The 19,509-nt window shown below is 71.6% G+C and carries 19 protein-coding genes and 3 pseudogenes; 17 read left to right on the top strand and 5 right to left on the bottom strand.

The annotated features are described in order from the left end of the window. Positions 1-31: 31 nt before the first annotated feature. Positions 32-284 (top strand): annotated as a pseudogene (locus tag OHA81_RS00725) (hypothetical protein). A gap of 51 nt (positions 285-335) precedes the next feature. Here OHA81_RS00725 and OHA81_RS00720 read toward each other — a convergent pair. After that, on the bottom strand, positions 336-590 hold the full coding sequence (locus OHA81_RS00720; protein WP_329191696.1) for a hypothetical protein: 255 nt from the start codon (positions 588-590) through the stop codon (positions 336-338). A gap of 247 nt (positions 591-837) precedes the next feature. On the opposite strand from OHA81_RS00720, the gene OHA81_RS00715 reads away from it, so the two are divergent. The 5 genes from OHA81_RS00715 (at position 838) to OHA81_RS00695 (ending at position 4,944) form a co-directional block, all read left to right on the top strand. After that, positions 838-1,617, top strand: coding sequence for an ArsR/SmtB family transcription factor (locus OHA81_RS00715; RefSeq protein ID WP_329191694.1), 780 nt, complete (start codon positions 838-840; stop codon positions 1,615-1,617). 80 nt (positions 1,618-1,697) lie between these two features. Continuing rightward, entirely contained in the window at positions 1,698-2,675 is a 978-nt protein-coding gene (locus OHA81_RS00710; protein WP_443056740.1) for a DMT family transporter, read from the top strand. Between the two features lie 73 nt (positions 2,676-2,748). Further along, a complete protein-coding gene (locus OHA81_RS00705; RefSeq protein ID WP_329191690.1) occupies positions 2,749-3,141 on the top strand; it encodes a TraR/DksA family transcriptional regulator in 393 nt (130 codons plus the stop codon). 404 nt (positions 3,142-3,545) lie between these two features. Then, on the top strand, positions 3,546-4,007 hold the full coding sequence (locus OHA81_RS00700; RefSeq protein ID WP_329191688.1) for a DUF5709 domain-containing protein: 462 nt from the start codon (positions 3,546-3,548) through the stop codon (positions 4,005-4,007). A gap of 466 nt (positions 4,008-4,473) precedes the next feature. Continuing rightward, on the top strand, positions 4,474-4,944 hold the full coding sequence (locus tag OHA81_RS00695; RefSeq protein WP_329191686.1) for an SPW repeat protein: 471 nt from the start codon (positions 4,474-4,476) through the stop codon (positions 4,942-4,944). Positions 4,945-5,219: 275 nt separating this feature from the next. Here OHA81_RS00695 and OHA81_RS00690 read toward each other — a convergent pair whose 3' ends face one another. After that, positions 5,220-6,377 (bottom strand): PP2C family protein-serine/threonine phosphatase, encoded by a 1,158-nt coding sequence (locus OHA81_RS00690; RefSeq protein ID WP_443056390.1) that lies wholly within the window; start codon positions 6,375-6,377, stop codon positions 5,220-5,222. Positions 6,378-6,631: 254 nt separating this feature from the next. Between OHA81_RS00690 and OHA81_RS00685 the strand changes: the two genes are divergently transcribed. From OHA81_RS00685 to OHA81_RS00675, 3 genes are all read left to right on the top strand, one after another. Then, complete coding sequence (locus OHA81_RS00685; RefSeq protein ID WP_329191682.1) at positions 6,632-6,949, top strand: hypothetical protein; 318 nt, start codon at positions 6,632-6,634, stop codon at positions 6,947-6,949. Between the two features lie 168 nt (positions 6,950-7,117). Further along, entirely contained in the window at positions 7,118-7,348 is a 231-nt protein-coding gene (locus OHA81_RS00680; protein ID WP_329191680.1) for a hypothetical protein, read from the top strand. A 99-nt stretch (positions 7,349-7,447) separates the two neighbouring features. After that, entirely contained in the window at positions 7,448-7,825 is a 378-nt protein-coding gene (locus OHA81_RS00675; protein ID WP_329191678.1) for a DUF2255 family protein, read from the top strand. Here OHA81_RS00675 and OHA81_RS00670 read toward each other — a convergent pair. Continuing rightward, on the bottom strand, positions 7,787-10,516 hold the full coding sequence (locus tag OHA81_RS00670; protein ID WP_329191676.1) for an ATP-binding protein: 2,730 nt from the start codon (positions 10,514-10,516) through the stop codon (positions 7,787-7,789). The two genes, OHA81_RS00675 and OHA81_RS00670, sit on opposite strands and share 39 nt — an antisense overlap. A 220-nt stretch (positions 10,517-10,736) precedes the next feature. Here OHA81_RS00670 and OHA81_RS00665 point away from each other — a divergent pair, with 220 nt between their 5' ends. The 3 genes from OHA81_RS00665 (at position 10,737) to OHA81_RS00655 (ending at position 13,997) form a co-directional block, all read left to right on the top strand. Next, the gene (locus OHA81_RS00665; RefSeq protein WP_329191675.1) at positions 10,737-12,092 is read left to right on the top strand and encodes an MFS transporter; all 1,356 of its coding nucleotides are present in this window, start codon (positions 10,737-10,739) and stop codon (positions 12,090-12,092) included. Positions 12,093-12,098: 6 nt separating this feature from the next. Next, positions 12,099-13,448 (top strand): carotenoid oxygenase family protein, encoded by a 1,350-nt coding sequence (locus OHA81_RS00660; protein ID WP_329191674.1) that lies wholly within the window; start codon positions 12,099-12,101, stop codon positions 13,446-13,448. Between the two features lie 105 nt (positions 13,449-13,553). Beyond that, on the top strand, positions 13,554-13,997 hold the full coding sequence (locus OHA81_RS00655; protein ID WP_329191672.1) for an SRPBCC family protein: 444 nt from the start codon (positions 13,554-13,556) through the stop codon (positions 13,995-13,997). Between the two features lie 281 nt (positions 13,998-14,278). Here OHA81_RS00655 and OHA81_RS00650 read toward each other — a convergent pair. Continuing rightward, a pseudogene (locus OHA81_RS00650) lies at positions 14,279-14,404 on the bottom strand (IS21-like element helper ATPase IstB); the annotation flags it as partial. 1 nt (position 14,405) lies between these two features. On the opposite strand from OHA81_RS00650, the gene OHA81_RS00645 reads away from it, so the two are divergent. Further along, positions 14,406-14,654 carry a hypothetical protein gene (locus tag OHA81_RS00645; protein WP_329191671.1) on the top strand — a complete coding sequence of 83 codons (249 nt, stop codon included), beginning with the start codon at positions 14,406-14,408 and terminating at the stop codon, positions 14,652-14,654. Positions 14,655-15,163: 509 nt separating this feature from the next. Here the strand turns inward: OHA81_RS00645 and OHA81_RS00640 are convergent. Next, positions 15,164-16,156: a DUF4344 domain-containing metallopeptidase gene (locus OHA81_RS00640; protein ID WP_329191669.1), complete on the bottom strand. Its 993-nt coding sequence runs from the start codon at positions 16,154-16,156 to the stop codon at positions 15,164-15,166. A 291-nt stretch (positions 16,157-16,447) separates the two neighbouring features. On the opposite strand from OHA81_RS00640, the pseudogene OHA81_RS00635 reads away from it, so the two are divergent. The 4 genes and pseudogenes from OHA81_RS00635 to OHA81_RS00620 all read left to right on the top strand — a co-directional run bounded on the left by OHA81_RS00635 (position 16,448) and on the right by OHA81_RS00620 (position 19,428). Continuing rightward, positions 16,448-17,216, top strand: a pseudogene (locus OHA81_RS00635) (transposase). A gap of 327 nt (positions 17,217-17,543) precedes the next feature. Beyond that, on the top strand, positions 17,544-18,107 hold the full coding sequence (locus OHA81_RS00630; protein ID WP_329191667.1) for a papain-like cysteine protease family protein: 564 nt from the start codon (positions 17,544-17,546) through the stop codon (positions 18,105-18,107). 10 nt (positions 18,108-18,117) lie between these two features. Further along, positions 18,118-18,999, top strand: a complete 882-nt coding sequence (locus OHA81_RS00625; protein ID WP_329191665.1) for a hypothetical protein — start codon at positions 18,118-18,120, stop codon at positions 18,997-18,999. Between the two features lie 117 nt (positions 19,000-19,116). Continuing rightward, positions 19,117-19,428, top strand: coding sequence for a hypothetical protein (locus OHA81_RS00620; RefSeq protein WP_329191663.1), 312 nt, complete (start codon positions 19,117-19,119; stop codon positions 19,426-19,428). Positions 19,429-19,509: the final 81 nt, after the last annotated feature.

The raw sequence follows: 19,509 nt of genomic DNA, 5'->3' as shown, positions 1-19,509 counted from the left end.
AACTCGCACGGGTGAGACTCTCCGAACCGCCATCGCTCACCGGCCTGAAGAAGGAGAGTCGGCAGCGTTCGCCTCGATCGGTCTTTCGATCGCCACGTGGATGACGTCCCTAAACGCCGAACCGGGAGCTGGCATTGCCCGCGCCGACCGGTGGGGAATCTTCATTGGTGAATGGGCCCCCACCTTCCTCGGGCTCGGTCTCGCCCCTATCCCACTACGAGCAGTCGGACGGCACCCTCCTCGCCGGCGTCAGCGACGTCCGCCAGGAACGGGAGGCCATGTAGCACCCACGTCCCGCCCGATCCTTCCCACGGGCGGCTCGCCGCGCGCCGGAGTCAAGGCAGGTCGACCGGCGGCGGCCCGGGCTCCGGCTCGTACTCGTGCGGCCCGTCGCCCTGCCAGACGATCAACGGCGAATCGCCGAGGACCAACTCGTCCGGATCCGGTACCTCGATCAGCCGCAGGAACTCGATCACGTCCGCGTCGGAGTAAGCGATGCCGAGGATCGTGTCGGTACCGCGCACGTGGAAGCTGACCCGCCGGCCGCCCGACGGGGAGATCCGGTGCACGACGATCGGTGCGCGGCCCATGGGTCCAGCCTGCACGCGGCCGGTTGGTCCAGCACGCCGAGCGCCGCGTCCGGGCATCAGTACAGGCAGGGCCGACGATCCACGCCGAGCGCCCGAAGCGCCGCATCCAGGGTCAGCGGCTGCCGCCTGCCTTGTGCCGAGGGGGTGACTGGAGTTACCCCTCGTCCGGCGCGGCCGGAGACGGGTAGGCCAGCCAGCAGCACCAACCTTTCGTCATGGACCGAAGTGATGAGGCATGCTTGGGGGCATGACCAAATCGCATACGGACATGCTGACCTCCCGATCGCCGAGCCCCGGAGCGCCGGGCGACGGGGCGCCCCCGGAGGGCGCCGCCCCGGCCGCGCGCCTCGCGGCTCTGGCTGCGGCCCTGGCCGACGAGACCCGGGCCGCCATCTGCATGACGCTTCTGGAGGGGCGGGCCTGGACCGCGGGGGAGCTGGCCCGGATCACCTCGGTCGCGCCGTCCACCGTGAGCGGGCACCTGGCCCGCCTGACAGAGGCGGGCCTCTGCGTGACCGAGCGGCAGGGGCGGCACAGCTACGTGCGGGTCGCCGACGCCGCGACGGCCCGCCTGCTCGACGAGCTCGCCTCGTACGCGGTTCCGGACCGGGACGCGGCGCACGCGGTGCCTGTGGTCGCGGCGCCCGACCCGCTGGCCCGTGCCCGTACCTGCTACGACCACTTCGCGGGCCGCTTGGGAATGGCGGTGACGGACGCGATGGAGCGCCACGGGCTGCTTCGCACAGAGGGCGTTTTCGAGTTGACGGAGGCCGGTCGGCGATGGTGCGCCGAGGCGGGTGTGGGCCTCCTGGCCACGGGCCGACGGCCCACTGCGAGTTCCTGCCTGGACTGGACGGAGCGCCGTCGGCACCTGGGCGGCGTCGTCGGGGCTCGATTGTGTGCGCGGGCGTTGGACCGCGGATGGGTGGTGCGACCGGCCGGCGGCGGACGGACCCTGGAGGTGACCGCCGTCGGCGAACGGGCGCTGCTCGACCTGCTCGGAATCACTCCCGAGGACTGGAGCTGAACTCACGGGCCGGACGGGTGCAGCCAGCGAATCATTTCGGTAGACACCGAAGTATTTTGCGATAGGGTGAACCCATGACCATGACCCTCCTGCGCCCGAGCCGAATATCGCCCAGCGTCCTCACGGTCGGCGCCGTCACCTTCACGGTCTTCGCCTGGGCGTCCGCCTTCGTCTCCATCCGCAGCGCGAGCGCCGCCTACTCGCCTGGCGCCCTGGCACTCGGCCGCCTGATCACCGGTTCGGGGGTGCTCGCCGCCCTGTTGCTGATCCGTCGCCAGGGCTTGCCGCCCCGCAGGGCCTGGCGGGGCATCCTGATCTCCGGGGTGGTGTGGTTCTGCGGCTACACGGTCGCCCTCAACTGGGGGGAACGACTGGTCGACGCCGGTACGGCCGCCCTGCTCGTGAATACCGGCCCGATCCTGATGGCCCTGCTCGCCGCCCGTCTCCTGGGGGAGGCGCTGCCGCCGCGCCTGTTGTCCGGCATGGCCGTCTCGTTCGTCGGAGCGGTCGTCGTGGGCCTGTCCATGTCCTCCGGCGGTGGGTCGGCCTCGGTGCTCGGCGTGGTCCTGTGCCTGCTGGCGGCCGTGGCCTACGCGACCGGCGTCGTCTCGCAAAAGCCCGCGCTGTCCTTCGGTACGCCCCTGCAGATCACCGCCTACAGCTGCATGACGGGAGCGTTGGCCTGCCTGCCCTTCGCCGGGCAGCTGGCCACGGAACTGCCGAGGGCACCGATCTCCGCGACGCTGAACATGATCTACCTGGGTGTGGTTCCGACCGCCCTTGCGTTCATCACCTGGACCTACGCCCTGGCGCGCACCCCCGCCGGCAAGCTGGGCGCGACGACCTACGCCGTGCCCGCCATCGTGGTCCTGCTGAGCTGGGCCCTGCTGGGCGAGGTGCCCGGCTGGCTGACTTTGCTCGGCGGAGTGCTCTGCCTGGCCGGGGTCGCGGTCTCCCGCTACCGGCCCCGCACGGCCACCCCGTCGCAACCGGCCGCCCCCGCACCGGCCGGGCCTGACACGGGCGCCCGCCCCGGCAGTCCCTGCGCCCGTTCCTAACCCCTTTCCGCCACTCCGGGCGCTGGACGCAGGTAGCGGGAATCGGGGGGCGTGGCCCCGCGTTACCGCACCCATGGGCGATGAATCCGGACACGGCCGGGCGGCGCGCCGCCCGGCCACCGTCGCGGCGGTCCGCGCCCGCCTCGCGGCCGACCGCGCGGATAGCCTTGCGCAGGCGGCGGCACTGGGCCGGGACTTCGACGCGATCGTCGACGCGAACGCCCTGGTTGCGGTCGACGACGAGCATGACCCAGAGGGGGCCAGCACCGCCTTCGAGCGCGCCCATGTGGCCGCCCTGATGGCGCGGGCCCGCGAGCACCTCGAAGAACTGGACCGGGCAGTGGAACGCCTCGAACGAGGCGAGTACGGCCAGTGCGAGCACTGCGGCGAGGCGATTCCGCCCGAGCGCCTCGAAATCCGTCCAGCGGCCACCACCTGCGTTCGCTGCGCCCGTCATGGCAGCTAGGAAGTGACGAAGCACCTTCTGTCCGGCGTGTTCGACGAGGCCGACACCGCACGGGGCGCCGTCACCCCGTTGGGCGGTGTCATGCCTTTCCGCTGGTCTCGGTTCGGCTGTCGTGCCACCGCGCCATGAGGTGAGGGTCGAACTGCCCGATGGTCAGGCAGAAGCCGGGTCGCCAAGCACGCTGAAGGCGAGCACAACAACGGCTTGCTGCAGAACGACGCGACCGTGGTGCCCCGCGAATGGCACGGCCACCCCTGAGCCCCCGTTTAACGCTGGGACAGGCCTGCGCTCGTCGGCGCGGGGGAGACACCTCCGCGGGCATGCTTAGGACCGGCCAAGTGGGAAAGGCGCAGACCGCGGCGTAAAGGAGAGCAGCCGCACAGCCGACTCGACAGGGAAGTGCCATGAGCGACGAGCAGATGGCGGATGACGTGTACCAGCCCACCGGAACGAACGAGGAGCAGGAGGACGCGACCCCGCTGGACCTTCAGAACGCCATGGACGAGCGCTCGTACGACGACATGCTCGACGAGGGCTACTCACCCCCCGAGAAGCCGCTCGGCGTGACGAAATACGGTACGACCGCTGCCGAACAGCACGAGGGTGAATCCCTGGACGAGCGGCTGAGGCAAGAGATCCCCGATGCCGGCCAGGACCCCGGTGAGTACTCCGGGCCCCGGGCGGAACTGCCTGATCCCGAAACGGGCACCGCCCGCGCGGGCCGGTTGACCGCCCCGGACGAGGGCGCGCATCCCGACAGGACGAAGGAGCTCATCGCCGAGGACCACGGAATCGACTCGGGCGCCGCGAGCGCCGAGGAAGCCGCGGTCCACGTCATCGAGGGCGAGCCGGACGAGTCCTTGTAGGCGCGGGCGGATCCCCCGCTGGTCCTGCCCCACGTATGTCGACGTCGACATACGTGGGGCAGGACGGGAGGCACCCAGTGATGCGGGACTCCGTCCCACGGGGTGGCCGGTACCACCTGACCCGCCCGAGCCCCCCTACCGCCGCCGATCGGGGCGGCCGGGGGCGGTAGGGGGCCAAAGGGACCTCAGCCGGTAAGGGTGCGGGGCTTGATTGAGCGCCTCCTCAAGGAGATGTGCAGATGCGGAGCAAAGCCCCGCTGGGCGCAGCTGCATCCGGCTCTTTCCCGCTTTCCTCGAGCCGATCCGTACATGGTCCCTGAAAAACCACACACGGCTGATCTGCAAGTGTGCCCAGATTGCTGTCGTCTACCTCCGAGGCATCTCGACGCGAATTTCCCGACAGAATGTCCGTGAGTGTCCATTTTGAGGGTAGGGGCGGGTCACTACTCCCTCTCTGGAGGTCATCATGGCTTCAACGCACCGCGCTTCCATCGAGGACCACCCCGACCTGATGGATCTGCGTGCCCGGCACGACCGCGCGGCCGCCACACCGCGCGCCCAGATGATCGAGGCTCTGGCTCTCATGACCGGTCTCTACCTCGCCGCGTCTGCCTGGATCGTGGGCTTCAACGGCTTCACCACCCTCGCGGTCACCAATCTCATCGCCGGTATCGCCTACATGCTCCTGCTCGGCGCACTCGGCAATTCCTACGAACGCACCCACTCCATGGCCTGGGCGGCCGCGGCCCTCGGCATCTGGACCTGCATCGCGCCCTGGGTCGTCGCAGGCGATGTCGCCCGCACCCGGTCCATCACCAGTAACCTGATCGTCGGCGCCATCGCCACCCTCCTCGCCCTCGCCGCAGCCTCTGCCGCCCGCGACAACGACACCCGCCACGGCCCCGGCGCCCGCCGCCCCATGCCCGGAATGCACTGACGGCGGGGACCTGGCAACAGTGCCGAAGGCGTTCTGGCGCCCCCCTGGTGGCGGTCTACCGGCAGCGCCACAGCGCCTTCCATATCGAAGCGCAGGCCGAGTGCCCGATCCGGTCGGCGTCCGCGAAGGTCAGAGCCGTCAGCGCGCCGGTGAAGGGCGACGGCGCCCCTTTCGACGGGGTGGGGCCGCCCCCCCCGCCGGAAGCCGGGGTACCTTCCGCCTGTACAAGCCGGGAGCGGGCGCGACCCGACGCGGTACCGGGTCGCACCGGCGGGTTATGCCCGTGGGCCGTGCCAGTCCAGACATAGAACTGTGGCATCGTCTCGTGGAGGACGGCCGCCGCAGGCGTCGCTGACGGCGGCGACCAGAGTGCGTACGACTTCGCGCGGATGCTCTGTCGCGGTCTTGCGCAGGAGGCCGGGCAAGTCCACTGCTTGGGCCTCTCGTTCCTGCATGCCGTCGGTGTGCAGCAGGAGGCGGTCACCGGGGCGCAGGTCGAGGTTCTGCATCCGGTAGGCGCCTTGAAGGGCGACGCCGAACGGCATGTTCACGGTCAGGCGTAGTTCCTCCACGGTGCCGTCTCGCAGACGTAGGGGCCAGGGGTGGCCGGCGTTGACGAGCTGGGCTCCGGTTCCGTCCAGGGCGATGCGCAGGAGCTGGCCGGTGGCGAAGGTTTGCTGACCGTGGTCGAGGAGGGCCTGGTGGGTCTGGCGGGCTTGCTCGGCGAGGTCTTCGCCGGCGCGGCGGGCACCGCGCGAGGCATTGACCAGGAGGGTGGCCATGAGTGAGGCGTTGACATCGTGGCCCATGGCGTCGGTGACGGACAGGTGCAGGGTGTCGTTGTCGAGGCTGTAGTCGTAGGTGTCGCCGGCGATGGCGGAAGCCGGGACCAGGGCTCCGGCGAGGGTGAACTGGGGGGCTTCGCAGGAGGAGGCGGCGGGCAGGAGCTGGCGCTGGATTTCAGCGGCCAGGCTGACCGTGGTGGTCCGGTTGCCCCAGTAGTAGAGATCGGTGAAGCGGCGGTCGGTGACGATGATGTACGCCAGCGCGTGTGCGGCCTCCTCGACCTGTTCCAGCACGTCAGGCGTGACCTGGGTGAGGAAGAGTTCCAGGACGCCGATGGCGTCGCCGCGGTTGGTGACCGGGGCCAGCACCCGCCGGCCGTGGCCGGTGTCTGCCCCCAGTACGAGTTCCTGGGTGCGCAGGACGTCGTCGTAGGCGCCGCTTCCCGCGAGGGGAACCTGCTCGGCGCGCTCTTCCTGGCCGGCGGCCTCTGTGTCGTTGACGCGCAGCAGGCGCCGGCCCACAACATCGACGAACAGGAACGACACGTACCGCGCGCCGAACCGGTCGCGCAGATTCTGTGCCACGACATCAAGGGAGTCCACCGGCGCGGCAGCCTCCGCCGCAGCCAGCACCTCAGCCAGTCCCATCCGGTCATGCCCCACGTCAGCCTCCAGGCGTTGCGGACTCACATTCCCGCGAAAACGGGATTTAGCACGCCGAGAATTACAGACCGGCCGGGGCGGCGAGGGCATCCTGCGAACGGCACTGCGCCGCGCCCTAGACGCTCAGGGTTTCCCACAGCCAATCGCAGCGGTTCTCTGCCGTACTTCCGGGTGCCTACGGCTACCAAGAAGTGTCCCTCACCCGGGAGCACGTCGGTTCCTAGCGGGCGACGGCCCGCATGGCCGGTGTCGCCCGCGGCCCCGAGGGCGAGGCGGGCCTGCGCGAGCGGCTGAAAGCCGGGCTGGGGGAGAACACCACCTTGCAGCAGGGCCCGCCCTCCGAGCTCGCGGGCCGCATGGTCGGCCAGGCCCTGCGCGCCCTGACGACCCCGCCCCGGTCCCCGACGGCCCCCGCGCAGCTGCCACCGCCGCCTGCTCCCGCTCCACCACCACGACCGGTGCCGCCCCCCGGGGCAGGCCGCGCCGGCGAACCCCGCGATGCCCGCGCACCGGCAGCAGGCAGCGCCCGCCAAGGGCACGAGGCACGCCCCCGGTGACGACCGGGGCATCGGCACCCGTACTCGGCCGCCGTATCGCCTTCGACATGGCGACCTCCGCCGAGCCGTTGTGGACCTCCTCCCTGGTCATCTTCGGCTCCCAGCCCGCGTTCTTCCACGCCATCGACCCCCGCGAGCGCGCTCGCCCCGTACGCGGGCGCCGAGCCGGTGGTGCTGCCGCCTTCGCTGGGCCGCTGGACCGACCTGTGGGATGCGATGGACCTGCTGGCGTTCGTCACCTCCGGGATGTGCCGCCTCCACGACGGCACTACGCCCGTGGACGTCCCCTTCCCCGCCCCGGCGAGCGGTGTGGGCTGGGGGCGGACACATTCGGCGTACCGGGAGCTGCCGCTGGTCGCCACGGAGATGGGCAAGGCCATGGCGGCGGCACTGCGCTGACCGGAGGCAGCGCGGCGGCCGCGCCCCATCGCTGACCGGTGGCCACATAGGTGATGACCACCGACGCGTAGGGGGTGGGCGCCGGGTCATGGTGGCTGCATGAGCGGTGACTTGGATCGCACGGAGATCGTGCTGTGGGTGCGGGGCGGCGGCGGGCGGTGGTCGGGCCGGACCGTGTGGGTGGTGGTGGTCGACGGGGAGGCGTACGTGCGTTCCGCGTTCGGGCGGCGCAGTGCCTGGTACCGGAGGGTGCTGCGGCGGGCGGACACGGAGGTGGAGGTGGTGGCCGGGGTCCGGCTGGGGGTGGTGCTGCGGCCGGTGGCGGAGCCCGCTCTCGTCGAGCGGGTGTCCGCCGCGTACCGGGCCAAGTACGGGCTGTACTGGCCCGGTCCGGTGGAGTCGATGAACGGGGAGGAGGCGGCGGCCGCCACCCTTCGGCTAACGGATGTCGGGGAGGTCGCGCAGCTGTCGGCGTGAGGTGAGTCCGAGTTTGCGGAAGATGTTGCGCAGGTGCGCGTCGACCGTCCGGGGGCTGAGGAAGAGTTTGGCCGCCACCTCCTTGGAGGTGGCGCCGTCGGCCACCAGGCGGGCGATGTGCAGCTCTTGGAGGGTGAGTTGGTCCGAGGCCTTCGAGGTGCGGCTGCGTGCCTGCTCTCCGGTGGCGCGCAGTTCCCCGGCGGCGCGTTCGGCGAACGCCTCGGCGCCGAGGTCGGACAGTGGTTCGTGCGCGCGGCGCAGTGCGGTGCGGGCTTCGCGGCGCCGGCCCTGGCGGCGCAGCCACTCCCCGTACAGCAGGTGGGCCCTGGCGCGGTAGACGGCCAGGGTGCCGTCTTCGAGGAGGGCGATCGCCTCCTGGTAGGCGTCCTCGTCCTCGGTCACCAGAGCGCGGGCGTATGCCTCGACGCCGAGGCCCCACGCGTGGCCGCCGGCGCCGGTGCGGGCCTGGAGCAGGGCCAGGGCCTCGGCGGCGGTCGCGCGCTCGCCGCACCGTACGGCCGCTTCGACGAGTTCGGGGAGGGCGAGGCCTGCGGTGCCGACGGCGCCGTACTCGACGGCCCGGCGAGCGGCTTCCAGCGCGGCCGGGTAGTCGGCGAGGCCGTTGCCGAGGACGGCCGTCGCCCACTGCACGCTCAGGCTCATCCGCTGGTCCACGGAGGCGAACAGTTCGAGTGCTTGCGCGCGTCGTCCGCGCAGCGCGGCCAGGTGCAGGCGCGGGTAGACGAGGGGGGCGGCGCCGGTGGCGTCGGCCAACGCCTCCTCCTCGGAGATCAGCTCCGTCGCGGTGCCGAAGTCGCCCGTGTGGACGGTCGTGGTGGCCTGCATGGCCAGGCCGATGGGCAGGGCGTGGAAGGAGCCGGTCCGGCGGCCGGCGGCGACGGTGCGGACGGCGATGCCGTGCATGGAGTCGAAGTTCCAGAACTCGGCGGCCAGCAGGTAGCCGAGCGAGGGACGGGCGGCCCAGACCTCGTCGTCGGGATCGGCGACGACGGGGCCGAGGACCGCTCCGGCCGCCCGGTGCCCCTCGTCGGCGACCAGTGCGGTCACACCGGACAGGAGCCTCGTCGCGGCGGTCGCGGGACCGTCCGTCGGCGGGGCGTTCCGGGCGGCCTCCACCACGTGGTCGAGGCCGCCGAGGAGCACGCCCATCTCGACGGCGTCCAGGTAGCACTCCCGGGACCGGTCGGGGTCGGTGGCCGCCAGCCGGGCGGCGGCGCGCAGGAGGTGGGCGGTGGGGCCCTCGTCGCCGCGGCGGCGGACGAAGGACAGTTTGCCGCGCAGCAGGTCGGCCCGCGCTGCCCGGCCCGGATCGTCGCCGGGCACGGTGGTGAGCAGGTCCGCCGCGGTGTCGAAGTCGCCGACGGAGAGCTTGGCCTGGACGGCGGCGAGGACCCGTTCGGCGCGTCGGGCCGGGTCGGCCGTGAGGGCCGCCGCGCGTTCGAGGAAGGCCGCCGCGGCCGCGATGCCGCCGCGTTCCTGGGCGCGGGTGGCCGAGGCTTCGAGCGCGGCGGCCACCTGGTCGTCGGGACCGGCGCTGGCCTGGGCGCGGTGCCAGGCCCGCCGGTCGGGGTCGGCGACCGGGTCGGTGGCGGCGGCCAGCGCCTCGTGCGCGCGGCGCCGGTCCTGCGGTGTGGCGGCCCGGTAGGCGGCGGAGCGGGCGAGGGGGTGGCTGAAGCGGATGCGGGTGCCGAACTCGATGAGCGGGACGGAGCCGGCCACGGCCGGCGCGTCGATGCCGAGGAGTTCGGCCGCGCGCCACAGCAGCCCGGGGTCCCCGATCGGGTCGGCGGCGGCGACGGTCACCAGCAGCCGGGCGGGCGGGTCGAGGAGTTCCAGGCGGGAGCGAAAGCTCTGCTCGATGACGGCAGGTACGGAGTCGGGCTGGGCGAATCCGCCCGCCATCCCGGCGAGTCCGGCGGTCCTGGGCAGCTCGACCAGCGCGAGGGGGTTGCCGCGCGCCTCGGCGAGGATCCGGTCGCGGACCCGCTCGTCCAGGGGTGCGCGGACGGCCGTGCCCAGCAGCGCGCGGGCGTCGGACTCGCCGAGGCCGTGAAGGGAGTGGGCAGGCAGCCGGGCCAGTTCCGGCAGGCCGCTCTCCTCGCGGGCGGCGAAGACGAGAGCGATCGGCTCGGCCGCGATGCGGCGGGCCAGGAAGGCCAGCGCCTTGGCGGACGCCTGGTCCAGCCACTGGGCGTCGTCGACGAGGCACACGAGCGGGCGTTCGGCCGCGGTCTCCGTGAGCAGGCCCAGGGCGCCGACACCGACGAGGAAGGGATCGGGGACGCCGGTGTCGAGGCCGAAGGCGACCTGGAGCGCGGCGCGGTGCGGTGCGGGGAGCTCCGCCAGGCGGCTGGTGACCGGCGCCAGCAGCTGGTGCAGCGCGGCGAACGGCAGTTCCATCTCGAACTCCGCGCCGGACGCCCGCATGACGAGCAGTCCGCTCGCGGCGCGGTGCAGGTGGTCCAGCAGCGCGCTCTTGCCGATGCCCGGCTCGCCGCGCAGGACGAGGGCACCGCCCCGGCCCTTGCGGGCCGCGTCGAGCAGGGCGTCGAGCCGGCGTATCTCGTCCTGACGGCCGATCAGCACGCTGGCGCCGGCGCCGGCGCCGGAGTTCGTGTCGGCGGCCGTGACCGTTTGCGTAGCCGTACGCGGGTCCGCAGGCGGGTCCATACGCGGGTCTGTACGCGCGTCCGTGTTCGTGTTCATTGCGGGCATGATCGTCAACCTATGCGGGGGCGCCCCCCGGGGAAATGGGGGAACGCCACCCTCCGCTCCCGTCGTCGCACCCGGGGTGCCGAGCCCTTCGCGGACGGCACCTACCGAGTCCCGCGCTACGTATAGGTGATGACTACCGACGCGAGCGAGGTGCGCCCGCCGCGAAGGTGGAGCCATGAACCGCACCGCATCACCCCAGGCCGGCACCCACCCGGCACCGCGGACCGACCCAGGCTGGACACCGCTGGCGGTCCTGGCCACGGCCCAGTTCCTGGTGGTACTGAGCACCTCGATCGTGAACGTCGCCCTCCCCGAGATCCGGGCCGGCCTCGGACTGTCGGACGCGGGCCAGGCCTGGACGGTCAACGCCTACGTCCTGGCGTTCGGCGCGCTGCTCCTGGCGGGCGGCCGCGCGGGGGACGCGTACGGGCTACGCCGGGTGTTCCTCGCCGGTATCGGGCTGTTCGCCGCCTCTTCCCTCGGGGCGGCGCTGGCGCCCTCGGCGGCCGTGCTGATCGTCTGCCGGGCGGTGCAGGGCATCGGGGCCGCGCTGATGGCGCCCACGGCACTGGCGCTCGTCCTGACGCTCCATCCCGCCGGCCGGGCGCGGGGCACCGCGCTCGGGGTGTGGGGCGCGGTCTCCGGGGCCGGCGGTGCGGCGGGCGTCCTGCTCGGCGGGGTGCTGACCGGTTCGTACGGGTGGCGTGCGGTGTTCGCGGTGATGGTGCCCCTTGCCCTGGCCGTGCTGGTGGCGACCCGGCTGCTGGTCGGGGCCGACCGGCCGCGTGGCGGGAGCATGGACGCACCGGGCGCAGTGACGGTGACGGCCGGTCTGGTCGCGCTCACCTACGGACTGTCGGGCCCCTGGGTGATCGCCCTGCTCGGGCTGGCGCTGCTCGGAGTGTTCGTGGTGCTCCAGCGCCGGTCCGCCGATCCCCTGCTGCCGGCCCGCATGAAGGCGGTGGCGGTGCCGGGGCTGCTGATGGCCCTGCTGGGCGCGGTCTGGCTCGGCCTGTTCTACTTCCTCCCCCTCTACCAGCAGCGCGTCCTCGGCTACTCGCCGCTGGAGGCGGGACTGACCCAGCTACCCCTCGCCCTGATGATCAGCCTGTCCTCGTGGGTCACCGGCAGGATCTCGGTCCGGCTCTCCGACCGGCTCGCGGGCCGCCTCGTGCTCCCCGGGGGACTGCTGGTTCTCACGGCCGGACTGGCCTGGCTGTCGCGGACCCCGGACGACGGCAGCTTCCCGGTGGACCTGCTCGGCCCCACGCTCCTGATCGGCACCGGGCTCGGGGTGGCGTTCGTACGGCTCACCGCGATGTCCTCGGCGGGGGTCGCCCCGTCGGACAACGGCCTGGCCGGCGGGTTGGCCAACGCCACCCGGCAAATCGGCGGCGCCGTGGGCCTGTCCTTCCTGACCTTGCTCCCCTCCCACGGCGCGGCCTTCCTGGCCTGCGCCGCCCTGACCCTCCTGATCTCCCTCGTCTCCCTCCTCTCCGCCCTCCCGGCGCCCTCGACCCGAAAGGCCTGACCGACCATGAGCCTGCACGCGAACCTCGACAAGCCCTACCTCAGCGGCCACTTCTGCCCCGTCACCGACGAGATCACCGGCCACGACCTGAAGGTACGCGGCACCCTCCCGCCCGAGCTGAACGGCCGCTACTTCCGCAACGGCCACAACCCCAAGTCGGGCATCACACCCAGCCACTGGTTCCGGGGCGAGGGCATGCTCCACGGCATCCGCCTCAAGGACGGCCGGGCCGAGTGGTACCGCAACCGGTGGGTGCGCACCCCCTTCCTGGACGGCGTGCCCTTCACCGGGACCGAGCTCGACGTCAGCGCCGCCGCCACCAACATCATCTTCCACGGGGGCCGCTACCTGGCCCTGCAGGAGGCCAACCTGCCCTACGAGGTCAGCGCCGAGCTCGACACGATCGGCGTCCACGACTTCGGCGGGAAGCTCACCGGCGCGATGACCGCCCACCCCAAGGAGGACCCGGTCACCGGCGAGCTGCACTTCTTCGGCTACGGCCCCTTCCCGCCCCACCTGACCTACTACGTGGCCGACGCCTCCGGCGCGGTCGTCCGCTCGCAGGTCGTCGAGGGCGCCGGCCCCTCCCTGATGCACGACTTCGCCATCACCCGCGAACACGTCGTCTTCATCGACTCGCCGGTCGTCTTCGACCACGCCGAGCACTCCGGCATCCCCTACCGCTGGCACGACGACGTCCCGCTGCGCCTTGGTGTCATACCGCGCCCCGGGGGCCCGGCCCGCTGGTTCGAGGTGCCCGACCAGGCCGCGCTGCTGCACGTCGCCAACGCCTACACCGACGCGCAGGGCCGGATCGTGCTCGAAGCGCCGTCCTTCGACCGCTCGGCGTGGGAGAGCTCCTGGAAGTGGTGGGTCGGCGCGCCCGGCTTCGGCGCCGCCCCGGCCACCGGTTCGACGTTCAACCGGTGGGTCGTCGACCCGGCGAGCGGGAAGGTCACGTGCGAGCCGCTGAACGGCCTGGTCACCGAGTTCCCGTCGATCAACGACGCCCACACCGGTGCCGACTACCGCTACAGCTACGCCATCGCCTTCCCCGGGGCGGGCCTGTCGGGCTACCACACCGTCAAGTTCGACACCCGGACCGGCCGGGAGAAGCTGCTGGCGCACGGCGAGGGCCGGATGCCGGGCGAGGCGGTCTTCGCACCGGCCGCCGGGGGCACCGCGGAGGACGACGGCTACCTGCTGACCATCGTCAGCGACCTGAAGGCCGACGCGTCGGAGCTGCTGGTCCTGGACGCCGGCGACCTCAGCACCGTCGCCGCCGTCGAACTCCCCCGGAGGGTCCCGGCCGGCATCCACGGCCACTGGATCCCCGACACCGACCAGCCCGCCTGACCGGCTGCCCGCCCCCCAGCCGCCCGGACCGCCGCCGCTTCCCCCGCAGCGGCGGCCCGGGCCCTCACACCACACCCACAGGCACACGCACGCCGAGGAGTCGTCATGACCTACCCCACCACCATCGACGAGAACGCGCCCGTCATCGCCGACCACACCATCCGGATCGCCGCCCCCCTCGCCCGGGTCTGGGAGCTGCACACCCGGATCGGTCTCTGGCCCGAGTGGCACCCCGCCATCTCCGAGGCCCGGCTCGACGGCCCCGTCGCCCCCGGCACCACCTTCCACTGGGCGACGGCGGGGCTCTCCATCGACTCCACCGTCTACGAGGTCGACGAGGCCCGGCACCGCATCCTGTGGGGCGGCCCTGCGCACGGCATCACCGGCGTGCACGAGTGGACGTTCACCGAAGACGACGGCACGACCGTGGTCCGCACGCGGGAGTCCTGGGCGGGCGCCCCGGTCGAGGCCGACAGGGACAACCTCGCTGCCGCGCTCGATGACTCGCTCAGCTCCTGGCTGGACGCCCTGAAAAAGGCCGCGGAATAGGCGCCCCCGACGGACGGCGGGCCGGGACGGCTCGACGGCGGATCCCGCCGCCGGGCCGTCCCGGCCGTACGGCAGGGTGGGGGCAGGTCCACGTACGAGACGATGCCTTTCCTGGAGACCGAGCGGCTGGTACTGAGGCATGTCTTCGGGTCGTACGCGCGAGGTGCGCTGGAGTCGATCGGCATCCGCATAACCGCGCTCACGGCCATCCTCCCTCATCAACCCTCCGAGGCTCCGATTGTGGTCCAGGGTCACGGGGCCTGCAGACGGTTATGACAAGATCAGCCGGCCTTGGCCGACTCCTCGGCTCGGGCTCGGGTGCTGGCGAGGCGGTAGGAGTCGGTGCCGGTCTCGATGATGGTGCCGTTGAAGGTGAGGCGGTCGACGATGGCCGCGCAGAGGCGGGGCGTGCCGCTGCCCGAACCGCTGGCCACACTTCTCGTCGCGCTACCCAAGCAGCTGACCGCCACGGCCGCGGACACGCCGTTGGCCGCGCTGCGCGCCGCCGGTGTGCTGGAACGGGTCGCCGCCCGGATGGGCCGGGAGCCCGCCGGGGCGCTGTGCGGCGACGGCATCTCCGCCGAAGCGGTGGCCACCGCGCTCGGGACCACCCCCTCCAAGGCCCTGGTCCTGCTTCTGACCGCCCAGGACGGGTAACGCCACGCACCCCCAGCGTCCACCTTGCCGGCTTTTGGTTTTGCCGGAGCGGATCGCAGTCCGCGGGCTGGGCGATGCCGTGGTGACGCTACGCCAGATGACGGTCCAGGAGTTCCGGTTGAGCCAGCAGCCGGCCACCGCGCCCGTGCCCGAACGACTGCCCCTCGACGAGCACCTCGCCGCGTCCGTCCTTGCGTACGCGGCCGAGCAGCGGGCGCAGGTCGTGTCCTCGCCTCGGTGCGGGAGGACATCGCCGCTCACGGCTATCCCGCCCCGGAGACCGGCGTCCTGGGGGAGACCGCCCGCCTTGTCCACCCGGCCCACCTCGCGGATGAGCAGCCTCGTGTCGCCTGCCCCCTCCGCGCGCCGCTCGCGCGCCGCGAACGAGACGCACCGCCTGGACCGCGTCATCGTCGCCATCAGTGTCAACCCCCGAACTCGCCATCGAAGTCCCCGAGCCCTGCTGCGCGACTACGCGGACGAGATCGACGGGGTACGCGTCATCCGACTCATTGACCGCTGCGGATCTCGTCGATGCGCTTCGCCAGAGTCTCCGTCTCCGCGATCAGCCTCCCGTGCGCCTTCTTCTGCTCCTCGGCACCCCGGTCCCTGAACGCCCCGCTGAAGTGGGGTCGGAGCTGGGTCCACCAGCCGTAGTCCAGCATTGCCCACGCCTGCGGGCAGAGGGGTGCGCGGGTCTTCGGGAGATAGCCGCTGTCGACCAGGGACTGCTGGTACTTCTTGGGGTCGCTGCCCTCCAGGTAGCACAGGAAGTTGAAGGCCCGCTGCTGGGTAATGGGGTGGTCGCTCGACATGCCTTCCAGGGTCGGCGTGCCTTCCTTGCGTGCGATCTCGTCGAAGAGGATCGCGGCGGCCAGCGACGGACCCGGCCCGACCTCGTTGACGGTATAGAAGGACGCGAAGCCGTCCGCCGCGTCTTCTTCGAGACCGAGGTTGGCCAGGAGGAGCTGGCGCTGCAGGGCATGGCCCATCTCGTGGCCGAAGATGAATTCGGTCGACAGCACGGTCAGGTCGTCGGTGTTGTACTCGGACGCGGGGAACGGGGCGGGCCGCTCGACGGTCTTCACGACGTCGGTGAGGGCCTTCTCGATCTCGGTCAGGAACGGTGGCGGGACGAAGATCGTCCTGCCGTCGGGCTGGGTGACGGCGTCGGTAACGCCGGGTGGCACGGCGGCGGTGACCTTCACGACCATGTCGTGCGGGAGGGTGAGTGATCTGTTCACCCAGTCGGCCGTACGCTCCAGCACGCGGGAGGTCCGGATCAGTGCCACGGCCTCCCGGTCCTGCGGTTTGACCGTTTGGGCCTCGTAGACGACGGTGACCCTGCCGGAGCGCGCCACCTGGGGGCGGGGCCCTGCTCCAGTCCCCTGCCCGGCATCGCGGGCCTCGCCGCTGCACCCGGTCGAGACGACCCCGGCGAGGAGCAACACACCGGACAGGACGATGCGCGCCCTCTTCGAGCGACCAGCGGTGTTCGTCATCCTTGATCGGCTCCCGTCGCGTGTCCCCGCACTGATCCTCCGGCCGTCCGGGGGCGGGTGCCCGTCGAGCCGCCCGTACGAGGGACCGTTCGCTGTGTGGGCGACCTTCGGGAGGCCGCCTGCTTCGACCCGTTCGACAACCGCAGCATCAGGGATCCCCTACGCGGCCTGGCGCCAGCTCCGCAAGCAGAACGGCGGGACTGTGACCTGGACCTGGACTCGTCGTTGAGCCGGCCTGAGCTAGCTAAACGATGTCCCGTAAGCCCTGATCAGGTATGTGATGATCTTGATGTGAGGCCTGTGGTCACGGCGTCTGAGCCGGGGTGGACAGGTCTGTTCTCCGGGCTGAGCGAGCGGCAGTTCCGCAAGCTCATCGGGATGGTGCGACGCCGTGGCGGTGGTGCGCCGACGGGCGGCCGGCCGTGGTCCCTGTCACTGGAGGACCGGGTCATGCTGGTGTCCGCGTACTGGCGCTGAATCCGACCATGAGGCAGCTCGGCCCGCTGTTCGGGGTGTCGAAGTCGGCGATGGACCGGGTCATCGACGACATCGCACCACTTCTCGCGCTGGCACCGGTACGGCGCCGGCACCCTGCGGGCACCGTCCTGATCGTGGACGGCACCCTGGTACCCACCCGCGACCGCAGCATCGCCGCCTCCTCCAAGAACCACAGGTACTCCACCAACGACCAAGTCATCATCGACGCGAACACCCGGCTGGTCGTGGCGGCCGGACGGCCACTGCCAGGCAACCGCCACGACGCCCGCGCCTACCGGGAATCCGGCGTGGACCGCGCCGTTGAGAACGCGCCGGTCCTCGGCGACGGCGGTTACCGAGGTGCCCCCGCCCTCATCCCGCACTGGCCACGGCCAGGTCGGCCCCTCGCCCCTCAACAAGAAGCGGACATTCCCTCCACCGCCGGGCCAGAGCCCGAGTCGAGCACGCTTTCTCCAGGATGAAAACATTCAAGATCCTCCGCGACTGCCGCCTGCGCGGCGACGGCGTCCACCAGGCCGTACTCGGCGTCGCCCGACTCCACAACCTCGCTCTCGCCGGATAACCCGCGCGGCACCCCAGAGACTTCGATCTACCCACACGACCCCTTACGGGACATCGTTTGGTCCAGGACGGACAGTCGGGCGCGCGACCCTTGACCGTATGGAAACTCTGCCGGATGACGGCCGGCCCACCGGACCGCGGTGCTGGATGTCGGCCGCGCCCATCGACATGCACCGGGTCCCGTACGCCGCAAATTATCCGACAAGTGGTCAGTAGGGGTGAATTCCCCGCCGGATCCCTATCTGGCTTTGGCATGGTGCGCTGTCATATTCCTGTCAGATTGCCCCGTTCATCTCGTTGCACCCATCAGCCAGGGGAAGGCAGGAAAATGGGCAGGTTCAGGTACGGAACCACGGCGTCGGCCATCGCGCTGGCCGCCTTGGGATCGCTCGCCGCCGCGGGAGGCACGGCTCACGCGGAAGCGGGCCAGGACACCATCAGCATGCTGAAGCAGGAAAAATCCCAGTGGTGCTGGGTCGCCTCCGGGCTGACCATCGCCAAGTTCCAGGGCTTCGGCTCCACCCAGACGGACTTCTGCAACCGGGCCCAACCCTCCTACGGCTGCAACAACCAGCCCGCCACGCTCGACGACATGGCCAGGGGCTGGGGCAGCCTCGGCATGACCCGCACCGGATCGGGCCTGAGCAGCGCGGCCACGTTCAACCAGGTATACACCGACGTCAAGGCGGCCCGGCCGATCGGTGCCCGCATCGGGTGGACGTCCGGTGGCGGCCACATGAACGTGGTCTACGGCTTCGACACGTCGAACAGCACGATCGCCGTGGCCGACCCGTGGCCGGACACCACCACGTACACCTGGTGGAACTACAACGACTACGTGAGCAACAGCTCGTCCAAGTGGACCCACTCCCGCATCGGTATCTCCCGCTAAGGCAGGCGTCATGCGCGACACCAGCGGCACCCGAATGTCCAGGACGCGGGCGGCCTCTCGCTCCTCCCGTCTGTCCATCGTCATCGCACTGAGTGCATCTGCACTGCTGTCCGTCCTCGGTCCGGTCCACGCGGCCCCGGCCAAGGACCCTCTCCCGGCTGACATCCCCGACTACCAGGCCGCCCTCGACGCGGTGAAGTCCACCGACGTCCGCAACACCGTCTGCCGCTTCCTGCGTACTCCGGTTCCCACCGACGGCGTCAACGGACCGGTGCAGACGATCCCCGAAACGGCCGAGCCGTGCGAGGGCCTCCCGGCCTTCACGATCAAGGACCCGCTGGCACGGAACGAGATCACCCCCGGGTTCGTCGCGGGCACCGCCCAGCCGCTGCCCACCGAGGCGATCAAGCTGACGCAGTTGGTTTCTTCGCTGAGCACGCCCGTCAACGGCCGCAACGCCACCGTCATGCTCGCCCCCACCCAGGGCGGCGGCTGGCACCTGGCGGCCGTGAGCGACGGCGACAGCGATGCCACGTACGCCGGCAAGGCCACCGTGGGCACGTTGGTCTTCACCGAGCCGCAGATCCGCGGCTGGTATCAGCTCAAGCTCTTGACCGTCGAGCCGCTCAACGACGAGGCCCGGCAAGGACTGGGCGGCCGGGCGTCCGTGTCGCTCGGCGACTACCAGAAGCTGGTGAAGGCCCGCTACGCCGACAAGCTCCCGGGCTCGGAGTACGACTCCAAGGGCTACTCCAGCGGCTACAGCGCCCAGAGCGAGGCGGACGACGCCTCGTCCTCCACCCTGCTGCTTGCCGGCGGTTCCGGCACAGCACTCGCCGTCGCGGGCGCAGCCGCCGTGCTCCGCCGGCGCCGGCGCGCAAGCACCCGCTGAGCCCGGCCCCGTACGCTCCCTCGCTCCGCCCCGGCAGCCAGCCGGGGCGGAGCGAGGAGCGTACGGCCGGACCGCCCGTACATTCCGGCACGGGCGAAGTTCGAGCAGCAGGTCACCTTGGAGGAGTTCGACTGCGTGCCGCGTCAAGCACGTCCCGCGCGCGTCCGGCATCTACGAACCATCACGCGGGGCGCCGAGACCGGCATCCTGACCGCCCGGCAGGCGGGGTACCTCGACGATGGCCGGAAGATCCACAACGGCATGGCACACGGCCAGACCACGCACATGGCGATGGCGCCGGCTATGGCTGTGCCGATGGTGACGGCCTCGTTCACGATCGTCTCCGAGCTCTGCGCCGCACCCGCCCAAAGATCACGGCTCGATAACAGGCGTCACGCCATCGGCTTCCCCGGCACCAGTACCAGGTGAATGCGGGAGTCTGCCCGGAGTCCCACGCCACCCGCGTGAGGAGCCCGGTGACGCACGCCGGCGATGCCCGGCAGCCCGAGC

Source organism: Streptomyces sp. NBC_00667, assembly GCF_036226825.1.
Taxonomy (GTDB): domain Bacteria; phylum Actinomycetota; class Actinomycetes; order Streptomycetales; family Streptomycetaceae; genus Streptomyces.
The sequence above is the reverse complement of the archived record's forward strand: the minus strand, read 5'-3'. Positions and strand labels throughout refer to the sequence as shown.

What these genes read in the sequence shown, in the direction of transcription:
- OHA81_RS00720 (WP_329191696.1), bottom strand. Translation starts at nt 590, where the DNA reads ATGGGCCGCGCACCGATCGTCGTGCACCGGATCTCCCCGTCGGGCGGC.
- OHA81_RS00715 (WP_329191694.1), top strand. Translation starts at nt 838, where the DNA reads ATGACCAAATCGCATACGGACATGCTGACCTCCCGATCGCCGAGCCCC.
- OHA81_RS00710 (WP_443056740.1), top strand. Translation starts at nt 1,698, where the DNA reads ATGACCCTCCTGCGCCCGAGCCGAATATCGCCCAGCGTCCTCACGGTC.
- OHA81_RS00705 (WP_329191690.1), top strand. Translation starts at nt 2,749, where the DNA reads ATGGGCGATGAATCCGGACACGGCCGGGCGGCGCGCCGCCCGGCCACC.
- OHA81_RS00700 (WP_329191688.1), top strand. Translation starts at nt 3,546, where the DNA reads ATGAGCGACGAGCAGATGGCGGATGACGTGTACCAGCCCACCGGAACG.
- OHA81_RS00695 (WP_329191686.1), top strand. Translation starts at nt 4,474, where the DNA reads ATGGCTTCAACGCACCGCGCTTCCATCGAGGACCACCCCGACCTGATG.
- OHA81_RS00690 (WP_443056390.1), bottom strand. Translation starts at nt 6,377, where the DNA reads ATGGGACTGGCTGAGGTGCTGGCTGCGGCGGAGGCTGCCGCGCCGGTG.
- OHA81_RS00685 (WP_329191682.1), top strand. Translation starts at nt 6,632, where the DNA reads ATGGCCGGTGTCGCCCGCGGCCCCGAGGGCGAGGCGGGCCTGCGCGAG.
- OHA81_RS00675 (WP_329191678.1), top strand. Translation starts at nt 7,448, where the DNA reads ATGAGCGGTGACTTGGATCGCACGGAGATCGTGCTGTGGGTGCGGGGC.
- OHA81_RS00670 (WP_329191676.1), bottom strand. Translation starts at nt 10,516, where the DNA reads ATGGACCCGCCTGCGGACCCGCGTACGGCTACGCAAACGGTCACGGCC.
- OHA81_RS00665 (WP_329191675.1), top strand. Translation starts at nt 10,737, where the DNA reads ATGAACCGCACCGCATCACCCCAGGCCGGCACCCACCCGGCACCGCGG.
- OHA81_RS00660 (WP_329191674.1), top strand. Translation starts at nt 12,099, where the DNA reads ATGAGCCTGCACGCGAACCTCGACAAGCCCTACCTCAGCGGCCACTTC.
- OHA81_RS00655 (WP_329191672.1), top strand. Translation starts at nt 13,554, where the DNA reads ATGACCTACCCCACCACCATCGACGAGAACGCGCCCGTCATCGCCGAC.
- OHA81_RS00640 (WP_329191669.1), bottom strand. Translation starts at nt 16,156, where the DNA reads ATGACGAACACCGCTGGTCGCTCGAAGAGGGCGCGCATCGTCCTGTCC.
- OHA81_RS00630 (WP_329191667.1), top strand. Translation starts at nt 17,544, where the DNA reads ATGGGCAGGTTCAGGTACGGAACCACGGCGTCGGCCATCGCGCTGGCC.
- OHA81_RS00625 (WP_329191665.1), top strand. Translation starts at nt 18,118, where the DNA reads ATGCGCGACACCAGCGGCACCCGAATGTCCAGGACGCGGGCGGCCTCT.